General features: G+C 67.3%; 23 protein-coding genes. 11 read left to right on the plus strand and 12 right to left on the minus strand.

The window, feature by feature from the left end:
- Window positions 1–25: 25 nt before the first annotated feature.
- Window positions 26–562 (minus strand): AAA family ATPase, encoded by a 537-nt coding sequence (locus IU452_RS29700; protein ID WP_195112500.1) that lies wholly within the window; start codon window positions 560–562, stop codon window positions 26–28.
- Window positions 563–678: 116 nt separating this feature from the next.
- Between IU452_RS29700 and IU452_RS29705 the strand changes: the two genes are divergently transcribed.
- On the plus strand, window positions 679–1,086 hold the full coding sequence (locus tag IU452_RS29705) for a VOC family protein (RefSeq protein ID WP_195112501.1): 408 nt from the start codon (window positions 679–681) through the stop codon (window positions 1,084–1,086).
- Between the two features lie 5 nt (window positions 1,087–1,091).
- Here IU452_RS29705 and IU452_RS29710 read toward each other — a convergent pair whose 3' ends face one another.
- The 4 genes from IU452_RS29710 to IU452_RS29725 form a co-directional block, all read right to left on the minus strand.
- A complete protein-coding gene (locus tag IU452_RS29710; RefSeq protein ID WP_195112502.1) occupies window positions 1,092–2,114 on the minus strand; it encodes a sigma-70 family RNA polymerase sigma factor in 1,023 nt (340 codons plus the stop codon).
- A 101-nt stretch (window positions 2,115–2,215) separates the two neighbouring features.
- Complete coding sequence (locus IU452_RS29715) at window positions 2,216–3,868, minus strand: acyl-CoA synthetase (protein WP_195112503.1); 1,653 nt, start codon at window positions 3,866–3,868, stop codon at window positions 2,216–2,218.
- Between the two features lie 249 nt (window positions 3,869–4,117).
- Window positions 4,118–5,659, minus strand: a complete 1,542-nt coding sequence (locus tag IU452_RS29720) for an acyl-CoA synthetase (RefSeq protein ID WP_195112605.1) — start codon at window positions 5,657–5,659, stop codon at window positions 4,118–4,120.
- A 30-nt stretch (window positions 5,660–5,689) separates the two neighbouring features.
- Window positions 5,690–6,727 (minus strand): LLM class F420-dependent oxidoreductase, encoded by a 1,038-nt coding sequence (locus IU452_RS29725; protein WP_195112504.1) that lies wholly within the window; start codon window positions 6,725–6,727, stop codon window positions 5,690–5,692.
- An 81-nt stretch (window positions 6,728–6,808) separates the two neighbouring features.
- Here IU452_RS29725 and IU452_RS29730 point away from each other — a divergent pair, with 81 nt between their 5' ends.
- The 4 genes from IU452_RS29730 to IU452_RS29745 all read left to right on the plus strand — a co-directional run bounded on the left by IU452_RS29730 (window position 6,809) and on the right by IU452_RS29745 (window position 10,691).
- A complete protein-coding gene (locus IU452_RS29730) occupies window positions 6,809–7,804 on the plus strand; it encodes a Zn-ribbon domain-containing OB-fold protein (RefSeq protein ID WP_195112505.1) in 996 nt (331 codons plus the stop codon).
- A gap of 15 nt (window positions 7,805–7,819) precedes the next feature.
- Entirely contained in the window at window positions 7,820–8,851 is a 1,032-nt protein-coding gene (locus IU452_RS29735) for a thiolase domain-containing protein (RefSeq protein ID WP_195112506.1), read from the plus strand.
- A gap of 67 nt (window positions 8,852–8,918) precedes the next feature.
- On the plus strand, window positions 8,919–10,085 hold the full coding sequence (locus IU452_RS29740) for a thiolase domain-containing protein (RefSeq protein WP_195112507.1): 1,167 nt from the start codon (window positions 8,919–8,921) through the stop codon (window positions 10,083–10,085).
- A 189-nt stretch (window positions 10,086–10,274) separates the two neighbouring features.
- A complete protein-coding gene (locus tag IU452_RS29745; RefSeq protein WP_195112508.1) occupies window positions 10,275–10,691 on the plus strand; it encodes a nuclear transport factor 2 family protein in 417 nt (138 codons plus the stop codon).
- Between the two features lie 49 nt (window positions 10,692–10,740).
- Here IU452_RS29745 and IU452_RS29750 read toward each other — a convergent pair whose 3' ends face one another.
- The gene (locus IU452_RS29750; protein WP_228819008.1) at window positions 10,741–11,928 is read right to left on the minus strand and encodes a cytochrome P450; all 1,188 of its coding nucleotides are present in this window, start codon (window positions 11,926–11,928) and stop codon (window positions 10,741–10,743) included.
- Between the two features lie 194 nt (window positions 11,929–12,122).
- Here IU452_RS29750 and IU452_RS29755 point away from each other — a divergent pair, with 194 nt between their 5' ends.
- Complete coding sequence (locus tag IU452_RS29755) at window positions 12,123–13,286, plus strand: steroid 3-ketoacyl-CoA thiolase (RefSeq protein WP_195112510.1); 1,164 nt, start codon at window positions 12,123–12,125, stop codon at window positions 13,284–13,286.
- A gap of 358 nt (window positions 13,287–13,644) precedes the next feature.
- The gene (locus tag IU452_RS29760) at window positions 13,645–14,061 is read left to right on the plus strand and encodes a helix-turn-helix domain-containing protein (protein ID WP_062508866.1); all 417 of its coding nucleotides are present in this window, start codon (window positions 13,645–13,647) and stop codon (window positions 14,059–14,061) included.
- A 432-nt stretch (window positions 14,062–14,493) separates the two neighbouring features.
- On the opposite strand, the gene IU452_RS29765 is transcribed toward IU452_RS29760, so the two are convergent.
- From IU452_RS29765 to IU452_RS29785, 5 genes are all read right to left on the minus strand, one after another.
- Complete coding sequence (locus tag IU452_RS29765) at window positions 14,494–15,513, minus strand: hypothetical protein (protein WP_195112511.1); 1,020 nt, start codon at window positions 15,511–15,513, stop codon at window positions 14,494–14,496.
- Between the two features lie 16 nt (window positions 15,514–15,529).
- On the minus strand, window positions 15,530–16,042 hold the full coding sequence (locus IU452_RS29770) for an ImmA/IrrE family metallo-endopeptidase (RefSeq protein ID WP_195112512.1): 513 nt from the start codon (window positions 16,040–16,042) through the stop codon (window positions 15,530–15,532).
- Window positions 16,043–16,053: 11 nt separating this feature from the next.
- Window positions 16,054–17,271: a hypothetical protein gene (locus IU452_RS29775; RefSeq protein WP_195112513.1), complete on the minus strand. Its 1,218-nt coding sequence runs from the start codon at window positions 17,269–17,271 to the stop codon at window positions 16,054–16,056.
- A gap of 368 nt (window positions 17,272–17,639) precedes the next feature.
- Window positions 17,640–18,548: an SDR family oxidoreductase gene (locus IU452_RS29780; RefSeq protein WP_195112514.1), complete on the minus strand. Its 909-nt coding sequence runs from the start codon at window positions 18,546–18,548 to the stop codon at window positions 17,640–17,642.
- Between the two features lie 6 nt (window positions 18,549–18,554).
- Window positions 18,555–19,352 (minus strand): SDR family oxidoreductase, encoded by a 798-nt coding sequence (locus IU452_RS29785; protein WP_416382386.1) that lies wholly within the window; start codon window positions 19,350–19,352, stop codon window positions 18,555–18,557.
- 50 nt (window positions 19,353–19,402) lie between these two features.
- Here IU452_RS29785 and IU452_RS29790 point away from each other — a divergent pair, with 50 nt between their 5' ends.
- From IU452_RS29790 to IU452_RS29805, 4 genes are read left to right on the plus strand one after another with little or no spacing between them, the layout of a single operon-like run.
- Window positions 19,403–20,167, plus strand: a complete 765-nt coding sequence (locus tag IU452_RS29790) for an enoyl-CoA hydratase family protein (RefSeq protein WP_195112515.1) — start codon at window positions 19,403–19,405, stop codon at window positions 20,165–20,167.
- A gap of 39 nt (window positions 20,168–20,206) precedes the next feature.
- The gene (locus IU452_RS29795) at window positions 20,207–21,097 is read left to right on the plus strand and encodes a CoA transferase subunit A (protein ID WP_195112516.1); all 891 of its coding nucleotides are present in this window, start codon (window positions 20,207–20,209) and stop codon (window positions 21,095–21,097) included.
- Window positions 21,094–21,852 (plus strand): CoA-transferase subunit beta, encoded by a 759-nt coding sequence (locus IU452_RS29800; RefSeq protein WP_195112517.1) that lies wholly within the window; start codon window positions 21,094–21,096, stop codon window positions 21,850–21,852. Before IU452_RS29795 ends, IU452_RS29800 begins: the two co-directional genes overlap by 4 nt.
- Window positions 21,849–22,943 carry an NAD(P)H-dependent flavin oxidoreductase gene (locus tag IU452_RS29805; protein ID WP_195112518.1) on the plus strand — a complete coding sequence of 365 codons (1,095 nt, stop codon included), beginning with the start codon at window positions 21,849–21,851 and terminating at the stop codon, window positions 22,941–22,943. The genes IU452_RS29800 and IU452_RS29805 overlap by 4 nt, the downstream gene beginning before the upstream one ends.
- Here the strand turns inward: IU452_RS29805 and IU452_RS29810 are convergent.
- Complete coding sequence (locus tag IU452_RS29810; protein ID WP_195112519.1) at window positions 22,935–23,873, minus strand: alpha/beta fold hydrolase; 939 nt, start codon at window positions 23,871–23,873, stop codon at window positions 22,935–22,937. The two genes, IU452_RS29805 and IU452_RS29810, sit on opposite strands and share 9 nt — an antisense overlap.
- Between the last annotated feature and the right edge of the window lie 21 nt (window positions 23,874–23,894).

The following is a 23,894-nucleotide window of genomic DNA, read 5'->3' on the forward strand; positions in this document are numbered from 1 at the left end:
TGGTACCACTCAGTGTGGGATGTGGTCAGCGCTTCAGGGGTTCGGAGCGGGTGAGGATCTCGTCGACGGTTTGGTCGACCGTGAGATCGGAAGAGTCGAGCCATAATCCGATTTTCGGGGTTTCCGTGCGCAGGGAGGTGTCGAGGTCGGTGACGGTGAAGGTGCCGTAGGCGGTTTTGGTGCGGCCTGCCTCGCGGCGCTCGACGGCCTCGGGGCGGGGTGCGAGCACCACGACGTAGAGCGGGTCGGTGCGGATCTGGTCGATCGTGTACGGCAGCAGGTGGGCCAGGATCGTGTCCTGCAGGACGGCCGTGAAGCCCTCGGCCGCGTAGCCGTCGGCCACCTGAGCCGCCAACCGGTGCCGAAGCCGCAGTTGTGCCCAGGCTTCCGGGCTCGGGTCCGGCGACATCTCGTCCGCGCCGCCGACGACGAAACGCCGGAACATGTCCCCGCGGACATGGGCCGAACGCGGCAGGCGCTCGGCCAGCGCCTGGGCAACGGTCGATTTCCCGGCAGCTTGAATGCCGGTAATCAGGTACACACCCGCTTCCGAATCGGACATGGGCCCGACCGTATCCGCAGCCGTAGGGTGCGCGCCTCTCATTTTCGATGAGTTTCGGATGGCCGATTCGTCGGTATTGAAGTACATGTACCGACAGCGCAGGCGAGAGGACCGACATGGTCAGCAAGATGATCTTCGTCAACCTACCCGTGGACGATCTGGAGCGGTCCAGGAACTTCTACGAGGCGCTGGGCTGGAAGGTGAATCAGGACTTCACCGACGACAATGCCGCCTGCGTGGTCGTCGACGACAACATCTGCCTGATGCTGCTGGTGAAGCCGTTCTTCGAAACCTTCACCGAGCGACCCATCGCCGACTCGAGCGTCGCCACCGGATCCATCTACGCGCTGTCACTGCGCAGCGCCGAGGAGGTAGACGAGCTCACCGCCGCGGCCGTACGGGCGGGCGGGCGCGAGGTGTTCAACGAGGACAAGCGGGCCCAGGAGGCCGCGGTCGGCATGCACGGGCGCGCCTTCCGCGACCCGGACGGCCATCATTGGGAACCGTTCTGGATGGGCCATTGAGCTTGTCATCCCGTCGTTCCGGCATGCTTTTGGCCGGAATCCCGCAATTCGGGCGGCAGGCCGAACAGCGGGAACAGGCGGTCGGTGTCGAGGAAGAAGTTCAGGCCGGAGATCCGGTCGCCGTCCAGCTCCAGCACGGTGATCGACCAGGGGGTGAACACGCCGGGCTCGCCGCTGGGCTTGTACTGGCCGAAGGCGGGCAGGCCGTTGGCGCCCTCCAGCGGAATCATGCGAGAGCCGCGGCAGGCCGACGGGCCCGGGGACAGCATGAACTTTGCCACGTTGTCCGGACCGGAGACCCACAGCTCGATCGGCGGCATGGACAGCGCCACATCCTGCTTCAGCAGCGCGGTGAGCGCATCCATGTCGTAGGACTCGAAGGCCTGCACGAAACCCTCGACGAGTTTGCGCTGCCGCTCGTCGGATTCGTCAAAGGACCCCGAGTCGGTGGGCTGCACCTTCGACATGGTGGCGCGGGCCCGCTGCAGGGCGCTGTTCACCGAGGCCGGCGACATCGTCAACATGTCGGCCGTCTCGTTGGCCGAGAACCGCAGCACCTCGCGCATGATGAGGATCGCGCGCTGGGTGGCCGGGAGATGCTGCACCGCGGCCACGAAGGCCAGCCGCAACGAATCCTTGGCGCTGGCGTGCTCGGCCGGGTCGGCGCCGAAGGCCATCCCGTTGGGAATCGGCTCGATCCACACATAGTCGGGTTGCGGCGGCGGCAGCGGGCCGTCGGGACTGGACGGACCCGACAGGTCCATCGGCCGGGCCCGCCGCTGGGGCCCGTCCAGCATGTCCAGGCAGACATTCGTGGCGATCTTGTACAGCCACGAGCGCAGGCTGGCCCTGCCTTCGAAGGAGTCGTAGGCCTTCCAGGCCCGGGTGAACGTCTCCTGCACGGCGTCCTCGGCCTCGAACGAGGACCCCAACATCCGGTAGGCGTAAGCGCACAGCTCCCGCCGGTACCCCTCGAACTGCTGCAGCACCTCATCCACGCTGCCGGCGGAACTGCCCGACTTGCTCATGCCACACACTGTGGCACAGGGCACCGACAAGAAACAGCCCGAAAACGAGTCCCTACCAGCTGGAACCTTCTTTCGGTTCCCGGCATGCTTTCGGCCGGGATCTACTTCGTCGCAGGAGCCGGGGCATCGTCGTCGGCGGGGCGGGATTCGGCGTGGGCGTGGGCCCACTTGTAGTCCGGCTTACCGGCCGGGGAGCGCTTGATCTCGTCCACGTACCAGAGGCTGCGCGGCATCTTGTAGGACGAGATCTCCTGGGTCAGCACCGGACGCAATTCCTCGAGGGTGGGCCGGCTGTCGCCGCGGCACTGCACTACCGCGGCCACCCGCTGGCCCCAGCGCTCGTCCGGAATGCCGATGACCAAGGCGTCGAATATCTCCGGGTGACACTTCAGGGCGCCCTCGACCTCCTCCGGGTGGATCTTCTCGCCGCCGCTGTTGATGCTCACCGACCCGCGGCCGAGCATGGTGACGGTCCCGTCCTCCTCGACCCGGGCGTAGTCGCCGGGGATGGAATACCGAATCCCGTTGAACTCCTTGAAGGTTGCCGCCGTCTTGACCGGGTCGTTGTAGTAGCCCAGCGGGATGTGGCCCTTGCGGGCGAGGAACCCGATTCGGCCCGAACCCGGCTCGACCGGCTTGCCGTCCTCGTCGAGCACCTCGGTGGATTTGTCGATCTTCACCCGCGGCCCGCCGGTGTGCGTCGACCCCTTGGTGGCCACGGACAGCCCGCCGAAACCGGTCTCGGAGGCTCCGATCGAATCGGTGATCATCGTATTCGGCAGCAGTTCGATGAACTGATCCTTCAGTGTGGGCGAGAACAGCGCGGCACTGCTGGCCATGCTCCACAGCGACGAATGCCGGTACGGCTCGCCGGTCTCCGGATTTCCCGCCAGCAGCGCATCCAGCATCGGCCGGGCCATCGCGTCGCCGGTGATGAAGATCAGGTTCACCTCGTGCCGGTCGATCGCCCGCCACACGCCGTGCGCGCTGAACTCCGGCAGCATGACGGCCTTACCGCCGTCGAACAGGCTGTGGAACGTCGCGGTCAGCGAGCCGCCGTGGATCAGCGGCGGGATCGGATAGCGCACCAGCTGCGCGTTGTCGGCTCCGGCCCGGGCCTGCTGCCACTCGTCCTGAACGTACTCGCCGGTGAAGAAGTTGATGCCGCCGCCGAGCACGCGCCACCAGTCCTCCTGGCGCCACATGACGCCTTTGGGCATCCCGGTGGTGCCGCCGGTGTAGATCATGAGGATGTCGTCGGGTGAACGCTCGCCGAAGTCCCGCTCGCCCGACGAAGCCGCCAGTGCCGCTTCGTATTCCACCGAATCCGGCGCGGTGGGCACCTGTCCGGCGGTATCGTCGTCCACCACGATCACTGTTTTCAGCGCCGGAGTCTGCGGGCGCACAGCGGACACCCTGTCGGTGTAGCGGCGCTCGTGAATCAGCGCGACCATATCCGAATTGTCGAAAATGTATTGCAACTCGTTCTCGACATATCGGAAGTTCACGTTGATCATTACTGCCCGCGCTTTGAAGATGCCCACCATGGCCTCGACGGCCTCGATGGTGTTGCGCGAGTAGACGCCGACCTTGTCACCCGGCTGCACACCCTGTTCCCGCAGGTAGTGCGCGAGTCGATTGGCCCGATCCTCCAGCTCGGCATAGGTCACCGAGCGAGTGTCGTCGACCAGGGCGACGCGGTCCGGCACGAGGTCGATGGTGTGTTCGACAAGGTCCGCTATGTTGTAACTCACAGGTCAAAAATAGAACGTGTTCTTGTACCTGACAAGACTCAATTTACGCCGTTTACGATTCCCATCAGCCGAACATAACCGTTGACATGAGGGAGCGTGCAGGAAATGCCGAAATGCCCGCCCGGGCAAGCCCGGGCGGGCAACGAGGAGGGGCCCCGCGGGCTACGAGGAGGGGCCCTGCGGGCTACGAGGAGGGGACCCCTGAGGGCAACGAGGAGGCTTGCGCGGGCAGACGTGACCTCCGGTCCGCTAGGCAGTCACATACCGGTCCCGCAGCTTGCGCTTGTAGAGCTTGCCGTTGGGATCGCGGGGTAGTTCGTCGAGGTAGTCGATGCTCTTGGGGAGCTTGTATTTCGCCAACCGCGTCGCCGCGAACTCCAGCAGCTCGCGGGTGAGTTCGTCATCCCCCTCGACGCCCTCGGCGGGCTGGACGACGGCCTTGACCTCCTGCCCCCAATCCGGGTGCGGGATACCGAAGACCGCGACGTCGGCGACCTTGGAATGGGTGATCAACTCCCCTTCGATCTCGGCCGGGTAGATGTTCACCCCGCCGGACAGGATCAGATCGGAGCGGCGATCGCACAGGTACAGGTACCCGTCCTCATCCATGTACCCGATGTCGCCCACGGTGAACAGATCCCCGACCCGGGCGTCCTCGGTCTTGGCCTTGTCCTTGTGGTATTCGAAGTTGGACCCGCCCATCTTCATGTAGACCTGGCCGATCTCGCCGGGCGGCAACTCTTTTCCGTCCTCGCCCAGCACCTTGACCACCGCGTACGGCCACGCCTTGCCCACCGATCCCGGCTTGCGCAGCCACTCCGCCCCGGTGATGGAGGTGCCGCCGCCCTCGGTGGCGGCGTAGTACTCGGTGACCACCGGCCCCCACCACTCGAGCATCCTGCGCTTGGTCTCCTGCGGGCACGGCGCCGCGCCGTGGATCATGCACCGCAGCGAGGACACATCGTATTTCGCGCGCACCTGCTCCGGCAGCGCCAGTAACCGGTGGAACTGGGTCGGCACCATATGACTGTGGGTGACGCGATGCCTGTCGATCAGTCGCAGCATCTCCTCCGGATCCCACTTGTCCATCAGAACGACCTTGTGGCCCAACTGAATCGATATGGAGGCGAAGTTCAACACGGCCGTGTGATACAGCGGAGAACCACAGATGTGCACATGGTCGTCGAACGGCTTCAGGCCGAACAGGCCGAAGAAGCCGGTCGCCTGCGGTCCCACCACATCCGGATCGGCGCCGGTGAGCGGACGGCGAACCCCCTTGGGGCGCCCGGTGGTTCCCGACGTGTACAGCATCGGCGCACCGACGGTGCGGATATCGGGACGTCCGGCCTCACCCGCACCCAGTTCGCCCAGGGGTTGAAAGTCATCCACATCTCCCACCGAATACCGGGCTCCCGCAGGCATATTCGCCTCGTCGGCGGCGATCCGTGCGGCTTCGGCGAAACGTTCGTCGGCGATGAACACCTTGGCCTCGCTGTCGCCCAGGATATAGGCGACCTCCGGGCCGGTGAGATGCCAGTTCACCGCGACGATGTACAGCCCGGCCTCATAGGCGGCGAAGTACACTCCCAGCGCCTGGGCGCAGTTGTGCACCATGGACACCAGGACATCGCCGGGCTGTAATCCCTTGGCCTGCAGGCCTCGTGCGAATCTGTCGGCCTGCTCGGCCAGCTCTCGGTAGCTGATCTCCCGCCCCGACGGATCGACGACCGCGATCCGTTCGGGTTCGGTGGCGGCGATATTCCACAGTCCCAACTGTTGCGTCGGCTCCATCGAAGTCACCCCTCGAATCTAGAACGTGTTCTACATCTGAACAAGGGGGGCGAGCCGACGCAACTGCTCCACCGAACGCGCGGACACGAGCAGCATGCCGACCCCCGCCTTCTCCCACACCTGCAATTGGGACCGCACCTGCGCCTCGTCGCCGATGATCGCGGTGTCGAGAATCAGTTCGTCGGGCACGACGGCCGCCGCCTCGGCCTTGCGGCCGGACCGGAACAGCGCCGTGATCTCGTCGACCTCACGGCCGTAGCCCATTCGCCGGTACACCTGGGCGTGGAAGTTCAGCTCCTCCGCACCCATCCCGCCGATGTAGAGGGCCATCACCTGCTTCATCCGGTCGATCTCGGTGCGGGGATCGTCGGTGATGACCACCTGGCAGCTCGCGGCGATCTCGAAGTCGGCCCGCGAACGCCGGGCACCCGGCCGCGCGAAACCCTCGTCCAGCCATTCGTCGTACATTCCGGCCAGCCGCGGGGTGTAGTAGATCGCCAGCCAGCCGTCGGCGATCTCGGCGGTCAGGGCCACGTTCTTCGGCCCCTCGGCACCCAGCCAGATCGGGATATCCGCACGTAGCGGGTGGGTGATGGACTTGAGTGGCTTGCCGAGCCCGGTCGCTCCCGGCCCTCGATACGGCAGCGGATAGTGCGGCCCGTCGCTGACCACCGGCGCCTGCCGGGCCAACACCCGGCGAACGATGTCGACATACTCCCGGGTGCGCTGCAACGGTTTGGCGAACGGCTGCCCGTACCAGCCCTCGACCACCTGCGGTCCCGAGACGCCCAGCCCGAGAACGGCCCGCCCGCCGCTGAGATGATCCAGCGTCAGCGCCGCCATCGCGGTCGCGGTGGGCGTGCGCGCCGAGAGTTGAACCACCGAGGTGCCCAGCCGCACCCGGCGCGTGGACGAGCCCCACCAGGCCAGCGGCGTGAATGCGTCAGACCCCCACGATTCGGCGGTGAACACGGCGTCGAACCCCAGATCCTCGGCCGCCACCACCAACTCCGCGGCATGCGGCGGCGGGCTCGCGCCCCAATATCCGAGCTGTAATCCGAAGCGCATTCCATCGTCCTTCCGCCGGGACTTCCCTTGCCACCAGAATAAGAACCTGTTCTACTCGATATCGTGACTCAGGGGAACACCATGACCGGCACAATCGCGAAAGGGAGCGGGCCGGAATCGGACGCCGCACCCGACGTGCTCGCCGCGGAACTGCGCATGAAGTTCGACTACACCCGCTCGGTCGGACCGACCATCGGGCGCTTCCTGACGGGGTTGCGCGCCGGGCGGATCGTCGGCGTCCGCGGCTCGGACGGGCGGGTGCTGGTGCCGCCGGCCGAATACGATCCGCGGACGTCCGAACCACTCACCGAATTCGTCGACGTGGCCGACGTGGGCACCGTCCAGACCTGGTCGTGGGTGCGAGATCCGTTGCCGGGCCAGCCCTTCGACCGGCCGTTCGCGTGGGCCTTGATCCGACTCGACGGCGCCGACACCGGCCTGTTGCACGCGGTCGACGTCGCCTCCCCCGACGAAATACACACCGGCATGCGGGTCCGGGCCCGCTGGGCGGCCGAGCGCAACGGCCGCATCCACGACATCGCCTGCTTCGAGCCCGGCGAAACCTCCACCGCCCCAGCGCAATCCGAACCGGGTGAACCGGTGACCGGCATCGTCACCCCGATCGATCTGCGCTACAAGCACACCGCGGCACCACAGGAGACGGTATTCCTGCGGGCAATCGCCGAGGGCCGCCTGCTGGGCGCCCGTGCCGCCGACGGCAAGGTCTACTTCCCGCCGCGCGGCGCCGATCCGCGCACAGGCGAACCGACCGAGGACTACGTCGACCTGGCCGACACCGGCATCGTCACCACCTTCTGCATCGTCAACGTGCCGTTCCAGGGCCAGCGCATCAAGCCGCCCTATGTGGCCGCCTACATCCTGCTCGACGGCACCGACATCCCGTTCCTGCACCTGGTGCTCGGCTGCGACGCCAGCGAGGTGCGCATGGGCATGCGGGTCGAGGCCGTGTGGAAGCCGCGCGAGGAGTGGACCCACGAGGGGCTGGACAACCTCTCGCACTTCGAGCCCACCGGCGAGCCCGACGCCGACTACGAGACCTTCGCGCACCACCTGTAGAGAGGCGCTATTACCTTGAGCGACAACGCAACCGATATCGCGGTGGTCGGCTTCGCGCACGCACCGCACGTCCCCGAGACCTACGGCACCACCAATGGTGTCGAGATGCTGAAGCCCTGCTTCAACGCCCTGTACGACAAGTTGGGCATCTCGGTGTCCGATATCGACTTCTGGTGCTCCGGATCCTCGGACTACCTTGCCGGACGCGCCTTTTCGTTCATCTCCGCGATCGATTCGATCGGCGCCGTGCCGCCGATCAACGAATCGCACGTGGAGATGGATGCGGCATGGGCGCTGTACGAGGCGTGGGTGAAACTGCGCTCCGGACAGGCGAAGACGGCGCTGGTGTACGGCTTCGGCAAGGCCTCGGCGGGCACGCTGCGGCAGGTGCTGACCCTGCAGACCGACCCCTATCTGGTCGCTCCCCTGTGGCCCGATGCGGTCTCGATCGCGGGGTTACAGGCACGGGCGGGCCTGGACGCGGGAGCGTGGAGCGAACGAGATATGGCCGCCGTCACCGCCACCGACGACGCGGATATCGAAAAACGCTTGGCGGCACCGTATGTCGCCGACCCGCTGCGCGACCACGATATCGCTCCGATCACTGACGGTGCGGCGGCGATCGTGCTGGCGGTCGGTGATCGGGCGCGCGAGCTGTGCGAGCGTCCGGCATGGCTGACCGGTATGGCCCATCGCATCGATACCCCGGTGCTCGGCGCCCGGGATCTGACCATCTCCCCCTCCACCGCCGCGGCGGCCAAGGCCGTCACCGGTGGGGATGCCGGCGGCTTCGATATCGCCGAACTCCACGCCCAGTACAGCCACGAGCAGTTGATTTTGAAGCAGGCCATCGGGCTGAACGGCAAGACCCGCATCAATCCGTCGGGCGGCCCGCTGGCGGGCAATCCGATGTTCGCCGCCGGTCTCGAACGCATCGGCTTCGCCGCGACCGAGATCATGAACGGCAATGCCGAGCGGGCGTTGGCGCATGCGTCGAGTGGGCCTGCGCTGCAACAGAATCTGGTGGCCACATTGGAGGCACGATGAGCGACAATCGCGCAGCGGCTCATCGGGCCGACCGGGTGCGGGTGTCCCGCAAGACACAGGAGGGACGATGACCAACCTTGCCGCGGTGCTCGGCACCGGACAAACCCATCACGTGACGAAACGAACCGATGTGTCGATGGCCGGGATGTGCCGTGAGGCAATCGATCGCGCCCTCGACGATGCGCAGCTCACGATGGCCGATATCGATGCAGTTGTCGTGGGTAAGGCGCCGGACCTGTTCGAGGGGTCCATGATGCCGGAGCTGTTTCTCGCCGATGCCCTGGGCGCCACCGGGAAACCGCTGCTGCGCGTGCACACCGCCGGTTCGGTCGGCGGTTCCACCGGCGTCGTCGCGGCCAACCAGGTCCAGGCCGGCGTGCACGGCAAGGTGCTCGCGGTGGCGTGGGAGAAACAGTCGGAATCCAATGCCATGTGGGCGCTGTCGAATCCGGTGCCGTTCACCAAGCCGGTGGGCGCGGGCGCGGGTGGCTACTTCGCCCCGCATGTGCGCGCCTACATCCGCCGCGCCAACGCTCCCCTGCACATCGGTGCCATGGTCGCGGTGAAGGATCGCCGCAACGGCGCCAAGAACCCGCTGGCCCATCTGCAGCAGGCCGATATCACCATGGAATCGGTGCTGGCCTCGCAAATGCTGTGGGACCCGATCCGTTTCGACGAGACCTGCCCGTCCTCCGACGGCGCCTGCGCCCTCGTGCTCGGTGACGAGGATTCGGCGAAGGCCGCAGAAGCCTCGGGCCGCAAGGTCGCCTGGGTGCACGGCACCGCGATGCGCACCGAGCCGCTGGCCTACGCCGGGCGCGACCAGGTCAGCCCGCGGGCGGGACGCGATGCGGCCGCCGCCCTGTGGCAGCAGGCCGGGATCACCAATCCGCTCGAGGAGATCGACGCCGCCGAGATCTACGTCCCGTTCTCCTGGTTCGAGCCGATGTGGCTGGAGAACCTGGGCTTCATGCCCGAGGGCGAGGGCTGGAAGCTGACCGACGCCCGGGAGACCGAGATCGGCGGGAAGCTGCCGGTCAACCCGTCCGGCGGTGTGCTGAGCTCGAATCCGATCGGCGCGTCCGGCCTGATCCGGTTCGCCGAGGCCGCCAAGCAGGTGATGGGCCGGGCCGGTGCCTATCAGGTCGACGGCGCTCGCAAGGCGTTCGGACACGCATACGGCGGTGGCTCCCAGTACTTCTCGATGTGGGTGGTGGGCAGCGAACGACCGTAGATTCGATCGATTCCACACGGAATCGATTGAGCGGCCGTGGAATTCGAATGTCCTGGCGTGGCGCCCGATCGTCGTCGAGTACAGGTCGCGAAGCAATTCATCGGCGGTATTGATGCAAAATTCAAGGACATTTGCAAAACCATCAGCAAACTCATCCAGCCCGCACAGTTCCTCTCCCGGGAGTACCCCATGACCACCACCACCGACCATCCGGCACGGATCGCCGGGCGCGCCTCACAGGCCGCCGTGCGAGCGCGCGACAAACAGGCATGGGTGGAGCTGTTCGCCGCCGACGGGATCGTCGAGGATCCGATCGGACCGTCGGTCTTCGACCCCGAGGGCCGCGGGCATCGCGGACGGGAGGCCATCGCGGCCTTCTGGGACAGGGCGATCGCACCGACCGAATCGATCGAGTTCCTGTTCGACGACTCGTTCGCCTGCGGTAACGAGGTGGCCTTCACCGGCCGCATCCGCACGCACATGGGCGGCCATGTGATCGACGCCGAAGGCGTTTTCACCTACCGAGTCGACGAGACGGGCAAGATCGCGGCCCTGCGCGCGTTCTGGGAGACCGAGCGGGCGATGGGGACCTTGACGAAGGCCTGAAAGCCCGAAGGGCGGACACCCGATCGGGTGTCCGCCCTTCGGCCGGACCCTACCCCTTGGTTCGATAGTCGACCGGGAACTCCTTGATGCCGTTGAGCCAGCCCGAGCGCAGGCGCTTGGGGTCGCCGAGCTTGGTGATGTCGGGCAGGTGGTCGGCGATGGCGTTGAAGATCAGATCGATCTCCAGGCGGGCCAGATTCGCGCCGATGCAGAAGTGCGCCCCGGTGCCGCCGAAGGCCAGGTGCGGGTTGGGATCGCGCAATATGTCGAATCGGTACGGGTTTTCGAACACGTCCTCGTCGAAGTTGGCCGCGCGGTAGACCATCACCACCCGCTGCCCCTTCCTGATAGGGACCCCGCCGACCTCGACGTCCTCGAGCGCGGTGCGCTGGAACGAACTCACCGGCGTGGCCCAGCGGATGATCTCGTCGGCCGCGGTCGCGGGGCGTTCCCGCTTGTACAGCTCCCACTGGTCCGGATTGTCCAGGAACGCGATCATGCCGTGGCTGATGGCATTTCGGGTTGTCTCGTTGCCGGCCACCGCGAGCAGGATCACGAAGAAGCCGAACTCCTCCGAGGTCAGCGACTCGCCATCGATATCGGCATTGACCAACTCCGTCACGATGTCCTGGGCCGGGCTGGCCTTGCGCGCCTCGGCCATCTGGTAGGCGTAACCGAGGATCTCCATCGAGGAGGCCAGCGGGTCGACATCGATCTCCGGATCGTCGTAGCCGGTCATCTCGTTGGACCAGCGGAACAGCTTCATCCGGTCCTCCTGCGGCACCCCGATCAACTCGGCGATCGCCTGCAGCGGCAGCTCACAGGCCACCTGGGCGACGAAGTCGCCGGACCCCTCCGCCGCGGCGGCCTCGACGATCGAGCGGGCCCGCGCCGACAGCTCCGCGCGCAGCCCGTTGATGGCGCGCGGGGTGAACCCCTTGGAGATCAGCTTGCGCAGTTTGGTGTGCTCGGGCGCGTCCTTGTTGAGCAGCACGAAGCGCTGCATCTCGATGTTCTCGCGCTCGATGTCGTCGTTGAACCGCGGGATGGCGGTGTTCTCGAAGTTGGAGAACACATCGCTGCGCCGGGAGATCTCCTTCACATCGGCGTGCCTGGTGACCACCCAGAACCCGTCGTCGTGGAAGCCGCCCACCTCCGGTGACTTGGCATTCCACCAGATCGGCGCGGTCCGCCGCAGCTCCGCGAGCTCTTCGGCCGGAACCCGCTGGGCCCACATCTCCGGATCGGTCACGTCGAACCCCTCCGGCAGATTCGGGGCATTGCGAGTATCTACCACCAGCTGTCTCCTTCGACCAACTGAAACACGTTCTACCTTCATTGCAACATAGGTGGTATCTCTAGTAAAGAAGCCAAATTTGGCAAAGGACGCATCCAAAGAACTTGTTGCAGTTTTGTGCGGAAGGAACACCCATGGGCACACCCGTCATCGTCGAGGCCGCTCGCACCCCGATCGGGAAGCGGGGAGGGTGGCTGGCCGGTCTGCACGCCGCCGAGATCCTCGGGGCCGCCCAGCGCGGCGTGCTCGAGCGGGCCCACCTCGATCCCGCGCTCGTCGAGCAGGTCATCGGCGGCTGCGTGACCCAGGCCGGTGAGCAGTCCAACAACGTCACCCGCACCGCCTGGCTGCATTCGGGACTGCCGTGGCAGGCGGGCGCCACCACGATCGACGCCCAATGCGGTTCGGCTCAGCAGGCCAATCACCTGATCGCCGGGCTCATCGCGGCCGGTGCCATCGAGGTCGGCATCGCCTGCGGCGTGGAGGCGATGAGCCATGTGCCGCTGGGTTCGAATGTGGGCGAGAACGCGGGGCCCCGTCGTCCGGCCAGCTGGGATATCGACATGCCCAACCAGTTCGAGGCGGCGGAGCGAATCGCCAAGCGGCGCGGGATCACCCGCGACGACGTCGACGAATTCGGTGAGCGCTCACAGCGTCTGGCCGCGCAGGCCTGGGCGCAGGGACGGTTCGAGCGCGAGGTGCTCACCGTCACCGCGCCGCAGGTGGACAAACAGGGCAACCTCACCGGCGAAAAGCTCGACGTCAACCGCGATCAGGGCCTGCGCGAGACCACCCGCGAGGGCCTGGCGAAGCTGAAGCCGGTGCTCGAGGGTGGTATCCACACCGCCGGGACGTCCTCGCAGATCTCCGACGGCGCGGCCGCGGTGCTGCTGATGGACGAGCAGGCCGCCGTCCGCGCGGGCCTGCGCCCGCGCGCCCGCATCATCACCCAGTGCCTGGTCGGCTCGGAGCCGGAGTTCCACCTCGACGGTCCGGTGCAGGCGACCACCCGGCTGCTGGAGCGGTCGGGCATGAGCATGTCCGATATCGACCTGTTCGAGATCAATGAGGCTTTCGCGTCGGTGCCGCTGTCGTGGGCCTCGGTGCATCGGCCGGATCTGGACAGGGTGAACGTCAACGGGGGCGCCATCGCGCTCGGCCACCCCGTCGGCAGCACCGGATCGCGGCTCATCACAACGGCTTTGCACGAACTGGAACGTTCGGACAAGTCGGTCGCGATGGTCCTCATGTGCGCCGGTGGCGCACTTGCGACCGGCTCGATCATCGAACGGGTCTAGAACATCGGCCTTTTCGAGCGAGGTTGAACGTTCATCCTGGAAGCCGTAGAACGTGGCGTACGCCACACAAAGTACGGTACAGACAGGAAGATGAGACGTCAGCTATCTTACGGTTACCGAAGACCCGTCGTGCAAGACCCTTGCGACGGGCCAGAACCGGTCTCCGCCAGCGGTTCCCAACAACCGCTGCGGTGGCCCGCAAACGCCGCGGCCATCATCGGTCTTCGAACCGGGCGCCTGGAAGCTTCAAGGAAATCACGAATCAGGCGTAGGTTTTCAGTTACTTAGCCGCTAATATCAATGATACGTATCCGAGATAACGACTGTTAGTACAGCGAAGGGAATTGGGCGGCTCACAATGGCTGATTTCGCGGCGCGGCTGAACAAGCTGTTCGAAACCGTGCATCCCCCGGGGCGTAAGCCGCACACCAACGCGGAGGTCGCTGCTGCATTGACAGCAGCCGGGCATCCGATCTCGAAACCGTACCTCTCGCAGTTGCGGTCGGGACAACGGACCAACCCGTCCGACGAGACGGTGGCTGCGCTGGCGAAGTTCTTCAAGGTCAAACCGGACTACTTCTTCAACGACATCTATGCCGCCAAGATCGACCACGATCTGGAGCTTCTGTCGCAGTTGCAGGGCTATGGGCTACGTCGGCTGTCGAGTAGGGCCTTCGACCTCTCCGAAGAGTCGCAGAACCTCCTGACCTCGATGGCCGAGAAACTGCGGGCCAGCGAGGGTCTACCCGAGATTCCACCGGACGGCACGGAATAAGAAGTCCCACAAGGCAACACAGTGCGGTGGTCTCGGAGCCGCACTGTGTTTGTTTTGGGGTTGAGACCGAAGCGCAGCCCGCTTCGGTCTCAGCCATGCCCGGGCACACACCCCTAGTGTGATCTTCGACTCGATACCGAGCGGTTGGGCGAATCTCCGGCGTCTTGTGAACCCGGCGAAAAACATGCCGGGGTAAGGGTGCGGACACACGCCGGTGCGCATGCGGGGTGCAGGCCCCTAGCGCGCCGATGCGGGCTCGGTAGTCGACCGCGCCCAGGCCCGGCCGCCGCGTCTGGGTGCAAGCCCGCTGCGCGCGGAATCAGAAGCCTCCGATGAGACACTCCACCGCGCAGGTCTGGCGCTAGGGCGGTTTCGCATGCCGGTGCACGGCCGGGCGACCGGTCGCACAGGGGCGGTAGGTACGCGGTGCGGTTAGCGGCCCTGGGGAGCGGCTTGGCGGTCGGGTGTGGTGTCGAAGGCTCGGGCTATGGCTTGGACCCAGCCGCGGGGGCTCAGGCCCTCGGGGGGTGCGATCCAGCGGGCATCGACGATGACGTCGCCGAGCGGGTTGCGGGCCCAGCGGGCGACCTGTTCGGCCCGGTCGGTCACGGCGGACGGGGGTGGGCCGGCGGCCGCCAGCTCCACCCCGCCGCCGGACTGCAGATACAGCGCGTCCATGATCTGCGCCACGTGGTCGGAAGCCTTCAGCTGGGTGGTGGAACCGGTCTGGTCGTGCGCCACCACTTCCGGGAAGCGCTTGATCATGGTCCGGTGCAGGGTCCTGATCTGTCGCAGCAGCAGGCGGGCCCGTGCCCACAGCTCGATCACGATCCAGACCGCGCCGACGGCGATCAGCAGGCTCGCCACCTGCCAGGCGGGCCAGAACCAGCCGGGCTCCCCCGGCCGGGCCTGCTCTCGGCCGGAGGCGAGACGACGGAGGGACAGCGCGGCCAGCACGCCGACCAGGATGGTTCCCGAGGTGTAGAGCGCAATGCCGCGCCCCAGCGCGGTCCAGTCCAGATTGCGCAGGCCGGTGACCGCGATGAACACGCAGCCGAGCAGCGTCGCCGCCCAGCCGAAGATGATCGACCAGGCCAGGGTGACGGCGATGGCGATCAGGCCGGCGGCATAGATCAGCAGCGCGATCTGCCGCAGGTTGCGCCGCGACACCACCGGCCAGGCGGCCGCGGCCACCACCGAGGTGGCCACGGCGAACAACAGCCAGGCCGCGACCATCGCTCTGTCGCCGAGGTGTTGGCCCCGAATCCCGCGGGGCGCGAGGTGGTCCAGCGCCACCCCCACCTCGGGAATGGATACCGTCGCCGCCGCGGCCACGGCCGCGACCGCCACCACGATCGCGACCCGCGCCGTGGTGGCGGGCTTCACCAGCACGCGCCCGACACGCGCACCGGCCGCCACCCACACCAGCAGGGCCGTCAACCAGAAGGTCATGCCGCGTCCTTCCCGGTCATCCCAGTGCCTCATCGAATCGAAGGACCGAGACGCCTGCGCCCCGGTTGTTGAACACGCGCAGTCGGGTCATCAGCATGCTGGCAAAGGTCTCGGCCTCCCATTCGCACTGTTCGTCCTCGCCGTCGTCGACGATCTGCTGGTGCGCCCGCTGGCTCAGCATGTAGGCGATCAGATCGTCGGTGGCCTCGAGCGTCACGTCCGCGGCGGGTTCGCCCGGGTGGTCGAAGATGATGTGCCCGAGTTCGTGGGCGAGGGTGTGGTCGCGGCTGGGCAGGGCGGAGGCCAGCACGATCACATCCTTCTCCGGATAGCTGCGGCGCTGACCGCACACCCCCGGGCCGAGATGCGCACTGGCGATCTCGATAGGGCGGCGGCGCTCGGCCGAGATGGCCTGCACCACCTCGTCGAGGGTGGTGGCGTCGAAGTCGGCGGCCACCGCGCACACGGCGTCGACGGCGGCCGCGACCCGACGATAGGAACGGCTACTCTGCGCGCGACTCTCGGTCATCGGTTACCCCCTCATGCCCTCGGTCCGAAGAACTCCGCACGCGCGGCATCGATGCGCGCCTGCGCTGCCGAGGCGCTCTGGAAGCTGACCGCACCGGATCCGGCCGCCGCCAGCGCCATGGCCGCCAGGCCACCGATCACCGTGAGCACTTTCACCGGGGGAAGCGGACTGTCGTCCGAGGTCGGCCGCACGTTCGGGCTCGGCTGGGCCTGCACGGGCGGCGCCGGGGCCGGGGCGGGCGGCGGCGGAGGAGGTGGTGGTGGAGGAGGTGGCGGCGCTGCAGCCGGGATGGGCGCAACGACTGCCGGGGGCGCGGGCACCGCGGGAGCCGGCGGCACGGGCACGGGCGGAACGACCGGCGGCGGTGCGGGCGTGACCGGCGGCGGCACCGGAACCGGTTGCAGAAGCAGCAGGAGCAGCAGAGGCGAGAGCACCGCCGCCGAACCGACGGCCGCCGAACCGGTTGCCGCCGAACCGGTCGCGGCCGACCCGATACCCGCGGAACCCACTGCGGCGGAACCTGTTCCGAACAAGGTGGCCAGGGCCGAGCCGGTGGCCGAGCCCGTTCCGGCCAGGGCGGCCGAACCGGTGCCGAACAGCACGGCCAACGCGGAACCGGCCGCCGAGCCGGTACCCGCCAATGCGGATCCGGTTGCGGAACCTGTGCCCGCGAGAGCGGAACCCGTTGCAGCACCGGCAGATCCGACCGCGCCCGAGCCAGTGGCCAGTCCGGCCGAACCCGCACCGGCGGCGGCCGATCCGGTACCGGCGAGTGCCGATCCGGTCGTCGCACCGGCGGAACCCACTGCGGCAGAGCCGGTTCCACCGAGGGCGGAGCCCGTCGCGGCACAGGCCGAACCGACGGCCGCGGAGCCCGCCGCCGCCGAACCGGTGGCGGCCGATCCGAGCGCCGCCGACCCGGAGCCGAGCAATCCGGCCGAACCGGGATCGAGGATGGACGCCAAGCCCGCGAATCCGGCACCCGCGGCCGCGGGCGTCGATTGCGCGGAACCCGATCCGTCGGACGACGGTGCGGAAACCTGATCCGGCTGTTCCTCCGAGCCGACTCGGCCCGGTATGGCCAGCGGAGCGCCGTCGTCGGGGTCGCTGGGGGCGCACCGCGGGCACGGACCGTTGGGTTGAGCCTGCGCGGCGAGGGGCCCCAGCAGCCCGCAGCCGCCGACTATCCCGGCTGCTGCCACTACGCGCGCTATGCGACCTACGGTCATGCGCTAAGCCTTCCCCTCATCCATCTACAGCGCAGATCTTCAACCCCGGTCGCTAGAAATCCGGGACTTTAGCGGATGCCGATCATCATAACTGCCAATTGTTTGCCCGCGCAGGTCGATCTTGTGAGCCGCCCCACTTTCGCCGGGCGACATGAATCACAGGAACGGTGCCGATCGGTTTGCGAAGAGCGCACCGGAAGCGAGGTGGCGCCGCATCGTGCGCAGCGCTGGGCAGGCGTCGCATCGGCTCCGGTTATCGCTGCTCGCACAGGGTTATTCGTTGCCGAGAGGCGATCGGATCGCCGCCGCGAGGGGAAGGGTGCGGCACCTTGCGCGATCCGGTCGGCGCGAGTCCGGAGCCGCCTCGATCAGCCCCCGTATACGGGCTCCGGCGGCGTCGCCTTGGCAATCAATTCGCGCACCACGGGACCCAGCTCAGCGGGCTCCCACCGCGCGCCTCGATCCACGGCCACCCCGTGCCGCCAGCCGTCGGCCAGGGCCACCTTGCCACCCTCCACCTCGAACATCCGGCCGGTCACCCCGGCCGAATCCGCACTGCCCAGCCACACCACCAGCGGCGAAACGTTCTCCGGGGCCATGGCGTCGAAGCCGTCCTCCGGCCTGGCCATCATGTCCGCGAAAACGGTCTCGGTCATGCGGGTGCGGGCGGCGGGGGCGATGGCGTTCACGGTCACGCCGTAGCGCGCGAACTCCGCGGCGGCCGTGAGGGTCAGCCCCGCGATACCGGCCTTGGCGGCCGCATAGTTGCCCTGTCCGACGCTGCCCTGCAGGCCCGCGCCGGAGCTGGTGTTGACGATGCGGGCATCGACCGGGCGACCGGCCTTGGCCTGCCCACGCCAATAGGCGGCGGCGTGACGCATGGTGGCGAAGTGGCCCTTGAGATGGACGCGGATGACCGCATCCCACTCCTCCTCGGCCAGGTTGACCAGCATGCGGTCGCGCACGATGCCCGCATTGTTCACCAGGACGTCCAGTCCGCCGAAGGTGTCGACGGCCTGCTGGATCAGCCGCTGCGCACCGGCCCAGTCGGCGACATCGTCGCCGTTGACCACGGCCTTGCCGCCCAACTCCAGGATCTCCTCGACGACCTGGGCCGCCGGGGAATCGCTGCGGCCGACGCCATCCAGTTCGGCACCCAGATCGTTGACCACCACATCGGCACCGGCCGCGGCGAAGGCCAGCGCGTGGGCGCGGCCGATACCGCGGCCCGCCCCGGTCACGATGACGGTCCGCCCGGCGCAGATCTTGTCAGCCATGTTCTCTCATTTCGGTTGTGCTGCAGGGGTTTCGTTCGCGGTCGCCGCCGCCAGGAAGGCGGGGCGCTCACCACCGCCGTGCACCGTCAACGAGGCGCCGCTGACATAGGCGGCCAGCGGGGATGCCAGGAACGCGGCGACCCGGCCGATGTCCTCGGGCACCGCCAGGCGACCCAGCGGAACCGTCGCGGCCACGGCGGCCACGCCCGCCTCGTCGCCGTAGTGCAGATGACTGCTCTCGGTGTGCACCAGGCCCACCACGACCGAGTTCACCCGCACCTTCGGCGCCCACTCCACCGCCAGCGACCCGACCAGGCTGTCCAGACCCGCCTTCGCCGCACCGTAGGCCGCGGTGCCCGGTGAGGGACGGTGACCGCTGACGCTGGAGATCATCACGATCGACCCACCACCGGGCTGGGTCTGCATCACCGCATTGGCGGCCTGCGAAACCAGCAGCGGCGCGAGCAGGTTCAATTCGACGATCTTGCTGTGAAAGTTGCGGCTGGCGGCGTCGGCCAGCGCGAACGGCGCGCCACCGGCGTTGTTGATCACGTGGTCCAGCCGGCCGTGGCGCCGCACTATCGCGTCGATCAGACCCCCGACGGCCTCCCCGTCGCGCACATCGCAGGCCAGGAATTCGGCCGTGCGCCCGGAACTCTCGACGGGGACGTCGGCCGGGCGGCGCGCGCAGGTCACCACGGTCGCACCGGCATCCAGGAAGACGCTGCTGATACCGGCCCCGACACCCCGCACCCCGCCGGTGACCAGAACGACGGCCCCGGAGAGGTCCACTTCGATTGTCACCGTGCTAACCTACCAAGCACTTGCTTGTTTTGCCAACGAATGGACATGCGATGGGGATCAACCGTCACACCGAGAGCGCGGGCATCGAAGTCGTCACGATCGACTACCCGCCGGTCAACGCCCTGCCCACCGCCGGATGGTTCGCCGTGGCCGACGCGGTCCGCGGGGCCGGGCGCGATCCCGAGACCAAGGTGGTGGTGCTGCGGGCGGAGGGGCGCGGCTTCAATGCGGGCGTGGATATCAAAGAGATCCAGCGCAATTCGGGGCACCAGACGCTGATCGACGCCAACCACGGCTGCTACGAGGCATTTTCGGCGGTATACGAGTGTGCGGTGCCGGTGATCGCTGTTGTGCACGGGTTCTGCCTCGGCGGCGGGATCGGGCTGGTGGGCAATGCCGATGTCGTCGTCGCCTCCGATGATGCGACCTTCGGCCTGCCGGAGGTCGAGCGCGGAGCGTTGGGGGCGGCCACCCATCTGGCCCGGCTGGTGCCGCAGCATCTGATGCGGGCGCTGTTCTACACCGCGAGCACGGTCACCGCGCAACAGCTGTATCACTTCGGCTCGGTGTACCGGGTGGTGCCGCGGGCCGAATTGGACTCGGCCGCTTTGGAAGTCGCCAAGAACATCGCCGCCAAAGACGGCCGGGTGATCCGGGCGGCCAAGCGGGCCCTGAACGGCATCGATCTCCAGGACGTGCATCGCAGCTACCGGTTCGAGCAGGGCTTCACCTTCGAACTGAATCTGGCGGGGGTGTCCGACGAGATCCGGGCCCGCTTCGACGAGGACCTGGCGGCCAAACGGGAGGGCAAGTGAGCGTGCAGGACCTGGCAGCTGGGCGGAAGGCAAGTGAGCATGCGTGATAAGCGAATGACCCTGGACGAGGTGGTCGGCGAGCTGCGCAGCGGCATGACGATCGGCATCGGCGGGTGGGGGTCGCGGCGTAAGCCGATGGCGCTGGTGCGGGCGCTGCTGCGCTCGGAGGTCACCGATCTGACCGTGGTCGCCTACGGCGGTCCGGATCTGGGGTTGCTGTGTTCGGCGGGCAAGGTGCGCAAGGCATACTACGGATTCGTTTCGCTCGATTCGGCGCCGTTCTACGATCCGTGGTTCGCCAAGGCACGCACCGACGGTGCGATCGTGGCCCGCGAAATGGACGAGGGCATGGTCAAGTGCGGGCTGCAGGCCGCGGCCGCACGGCTGCCGTTCCTGCCGATCCGGGCCGGACTCGGTTCGGACGTGCCGAACTTCTGGGACGGTGAGCTGCGCACCGTCGAGTCCCCATACCCGGACGCCGAGGGGCGGGTCGAGACGCTGATCGCCATGCCCGCACTGACTTTGGACGCCGCCTTCGTGCACCTGGACCTGGGTGACAGGCACGGCAATGCCGCCTACACCGGCGTCGATCCCTACATGGACGATCTGTTCTGCCTGGCCGCCGAGCGCCGGTACCTGTCGGTGGATCGACTGGTCGATACCGACGAATTGGTGAAAGCCGTTCCGCAGCAGGCGATCATCCTCAACCGGATGATGGTCGACGGCGTGGTGGAGGTTCCGGGCGGCGCTCATTTCACGTTCTCCGGCAGCTACGGCCGTGACGAGAAGTTCCAGCGCTACTACGTGGAGGCGGCCGCCGATCCCGAGGCGTGGGCGGCGTTCGAGGCCCGCTATCTGAATGTCTCCGAGGACGACTATCAGGCCGCCGTCCGGGAATTCGCCGCACAGCACAGTGAGGATCGCCGATGACCGAGACCACCATCGCCACCCGAGCCGAGGTCTGCGCGGTCGCCTGCGCCGAAATCTTCCGGGGCGCCGGGGAAATCATGGCCAGCCCGATGTCGCCGATTCCGACCATCGGGGCGCGGCTGGCACGGCTGACGTTCGAGCCGGATCTGCTGATCTCCGACGGCGAGGCGTTGTTCCTGGCCGAGGTGCCCGCGCTGGGAGCGAAAGCACCTGTGGAGGGCTGGATTCCATTCGGCAAGGTCTTCGATGTGGTGGCCTCCGGTCGCCGCCACGTCGTCATGGGCGCCAATCAGCTCGATCGCCACGGCAATCAGAACCTGTCGGCGTTCGGGGCGCTACAGCGGCCGAAGCGCCAGATGTTCGGCGTGCGTGGCGCGCCCGGCAATACGATCAATCACGCGACCAGCTATTTCGTGCCCCGGCACACCAAACGGGTGTTCTGCGACCGGGTCGATATCGTGTGCGGAATCGGTTACGACAAGGTCGATCCCGGCAATCCGGCCTATCGCTTCCATCATCTGCACCGGGTCGTGAGCAATCTGGGTGTCTTCGATTTCGGCGGACCGGGCCATACGCTGCAGGCATTGTCGCTGCATCCGGGCGTCACTGCGGACGAGGTCGCCGAGAACACCTCGTTCGAGGTCGCTGGTCTGGAGACGACGCAGACCACCCGGTGGCCTACCGGGGAGGAGCTGCGCCTCATCCGTACGGCCTTGGATCCCAAGGGAATTCGAGACAGGGAGGTCGCGGCGTGACCGCGCGGCTGCGTACGGCGCTCACCGAGCTGGTCGGGATCGAGCATCCGATCGTGCAGACGGGTATGGGCTGGGTGGCCGGGCCGCGGCTGGTGGCCGCCACGGCCAATGCCGGCGGCCTGGGCATTCTGGCCTCGGCCACCATGACCTACCAGGAGCTCGAGGCCGCGATCGCCAAGACCAAGGCCCATACCGACAAGCCGTTCGGCGTGAACATCCGCGCCGACGCCACGGACGCCCCCGAACGGATCGAGCTGCTGATCCGGGAGCGGGTGCGGGTGGCGTCGTTCGCGTTGGCGCCGAAGAAGGAGCTCATCGCCCGGCTCAAAGACGCCGGGGTGGTGGTGATTCCATCGATCGGTGCGGCCAAACATGCGGTGAAGGTGGCGTCGTGGGGTGCCGACGCGGTCATCGTGCAGGGCGGTGAGGGGGGCGGGCACACCGGTCCGGTGGCCACGACGCTGCTGCTGCCCTCGGTGCTGGATGCCGTCGACATTCCCGTGGTCGCGGCCGGTGGCTTCTTCGACGGACGCGGACTTGCGGCGGCGCTGGCCTACGGGGCGGCGGGTGTCGCGATGGGCACGCGGTTCCTGTTGACTCGGGAAAGTACGGTGCCGGATGCGGTCAAGCAGGAGTATCTGCGCCGCGGCCTGCAGGACACCGTGGTGTCGCTGAAGGTCGACGGCATGCCGCATCGGGTGCTGAACACCGAACTCGTTGAACGCCTGGAACATTCGGGCCGCTGGCGCGGGCTCGCCACCGCGGTCGCCAATGCCGCCAGGTTCAAGAGCATGACGGGCATGAGGTGGTCCACGATGGTTCGCGACGGCCTGGCCATGCGAAAAACCAAGGACCTCACCTGGTCTCAGGTCATCATGGCCGCCAACACCCCGATGTTGTTGAAGGCGGGCCTGGTCGAGGGCAACACCCAGGCGGGCGTCCTGGCCGCGGGCCAGGTCACCGGGATCATCGCCGATCTTCCCACGGTCCAACAGCTCATCGACCGCATAGTCGACGACGCCGTCACCCGAATCGATGCCCTCGCCGCGTTGCGCCCCGGCGCGGAGGTGACCCCCGGCTCCTCAGCGTGACCGCACCTGCTCCGCGACGAAGAACCGCGTCAGCTCGCGGATCACCGCCTGCGGCTGTTCTTCGGGGAGGTAGTGCCCGCTGCCCTCGATCATCACGACACGCACGTCGGTTCCCTTGTCCGCCATCTGTTCTCGCAGCTGCGAATAGGAGGACTCGCCCGCCAGGGTCAGGATCGGCAGGGTGACCGGCCGATACGTCGCGAGGTCCGCGACGTCTTGCCGGAAGGTCTGGTACCAGCGGTTGCCCGCCCGGATGGCGTCGGCGGAGTCGTAGGCGTGGGCATAGACGTTGCGTGCCTGGTCATCGACCGCGGCCTGGTCGACCAGCATGTGGCCGTAGAGCCAATCGATGACGAGCCGGAAGCGGTCGGCGAGCAACCGCTCGGGAAGTTCGCGTAGTTGATTGAAGGCGAACCACCATGGGTAGCCGCCCTTTCCGTGCACGAGAGCCTCGGCCTGGTCATCGGTGGCCGGAAGCATGGGGATGCGCAGCCACGACTCGACGGGCACCCCCAGATCCATGGTGATCAGGCGACGCACCGAGCGAGGGAAGGTGGCCGCCAGATGGTAGGCCACCCCGGCGCCGATGTCGTGACCGGCGACAAATGCGGACTCGTGGCCGAGGTGCCCGATCAGTTCGTGGATGTCGCGAGCCATCGTCTTCTTGTCGTAGCCGGTCTCCGGCTTGTCCGACCCGCCCATACCGCGCAGATCGACTGCTGTCACACGGAAATCGCGGGCGAGCACCGGAAGTATCTTGCGGAACTGCCACCAGGTCTGCGGCCAACCGCCGAGCAGAATCAGCGGCTCGCCCGTGCCGCCGGTGACATGGTGCAGGCGAATGCCGTTCACGTCGGCGTACGCGCTGGTGAACTCCCCGTCCAGGGAGGCCGCCAGTTCGGTGTCGGTGGGGACGGTAGCCGTAGTCATGAATCCTCTTTCTTTAACGAA

Source organism: Nocardia transvalensis, assembly GCF_015477765.1.
In the GTDB taxonomy this organism is placed as follows: domain Bacteria; phylum Actinomycetota; class Actinomycetes; order Mycobacteriales; family Mycobacteriaceae; genus Nocardia; species Nocardia transvalensis_A.

Excerpts from the sequence above, each read along its gene's own strand:
- IU452_RS29700 (WP_195112500.1), bottom strand. The coding sequence starts at position 562 with ATGTCCGATTCGGAAGCGGGTGTGTACCTGATTACCGGCATTCAAGCT.
- IU452_RS29795 (WP_195112516.1), top strand. The coding sequence starts at position 20,207 with ATGCGTGATAAGCGAATGACCCTGGACGAGGTGGTCGGCGAGCTGCGC.
- IU452_RS29765 (WP_195112511.1), bottom strand. The coding sequence starts at position 15,513 with ATGACCTTCTGGTTGACGGCCCTGCTGGTGTGGGTGGCGGCCGGTGCG.
- IU452_RS29725 (WP_195112504.1), bottom strand. The coding sequence starts at position 6,727 with ATGCGCTTCGGATTACAGCTCGGATATTGGGGCGCGAGCCCGCCGCCG.
- IU452_RS29800 (WP_195112517.1), top strand. The coding sequence starts at position 21,094 with ATGACCGAGACCACCATCGCCACCCGAGCCGAGGTCTGCGCGGTCGCC.
- IU452_RS29745 (WP_195112508.1), top strand. The coding sequence starts at position 10,275 with ATGACCACCACCACCGACCATCCGGCACGGATCGCCGGGCGCGCCTCA.
- IU452_RS29750 (WP_228819008.1), bottom strand. The coding sequence starts at position 11,928 with ATGTGGGCCCAGCGGGTTCCGGCCGAAGAGCTCGCGGAGCTGCGGCGG.
- IU452_RS29755 (WP_195112510.1), top strand. The coding sequence starts at position 12,123 with ATGGGCACACCCGTCATCGTCGAGGCCGCTCGCACCCCGATCGGGAAG.
- IU452_RS29720 (WP_195112605.1), bottom strand. The coding sequence starts at position 5,659 with ATGGAGCCGACGCAACAGTTGGGACTGTGGAATATCGCCGCCACCGAA.
- IU452_RS29770 (WP_195112512.1), bottom strand. The coding sequence starts at position 16,042 with ATGACCGAGAGTCGCGCGCAGAGTAGCCGTTCCTATCGTCGGGTCGCG.
- IU452_RS29740 (WP_195112507.1), top strand. The coding sequence starts at position 8,919 with ATGACCAACCTTGCCGCGGTGCTCGGCACCGGACAAACCCATCACGTG.
- IU452_RS29810 (WP_195112519.1), bottom strand. The coding sequence starts at position 23,873 with ATGACTACGGCTACCGTCCCCACCGACACCGAACTGGCGGCCTCCCTG.
- IU452_RS29775 (WP_195112513.1), bottom strand. The coding sequence starts at position 17,271 with ATGACCGTAGGTCGCATAGCGCGCGTAGTGGCAGCAGCCGGGATAGTC.
- IU452_RS29710 (WP_195112502.1), bottom strand. The coding sequence starts at position 2,114 with ATGAGCAAGTCGGGCAGTTCCGCCGGCAGCGTGGATGAGGTGCTGCAG.
- IU452_RS29730 (WP_195112505.1), top strand. The coding sequence starts at position 6,809 with ATGACCGGCACAATCGCGAAAGGGAGCGGGCCGGAATCGGACGCCGCA.
- IU452_RS29790 (WP_195112515.1), top strand. The coding sequence starts at position 19,403 with ATGGGGATCAACCGTCACACCGAGAGCGCGGGCATCGAAGTCGTCACG.
- IU452_RS29760 (WP_062508866.1), top strand. The coding sequence starts at position 13,645 with ATGGCTGATTTCGCGGCGCGGCTGAACAAGCTGTTCGAAACCGTGCAT.
- IU452_RS29780 (WP_195112514.1), bottom strand. The coding sequence starts at position 18,548 with ATGGCTGACAAGATCTGCGCCGGGCGGACCGTCATCGTGACCGGGGCG.
- IU452_RS29705 (WP_195112501.1), top strand. The coding sequence starts at position 679 with ATGGTCAGCAAGATGATCTTCGTCAACCTACCCGTGGACGATCTGGAG.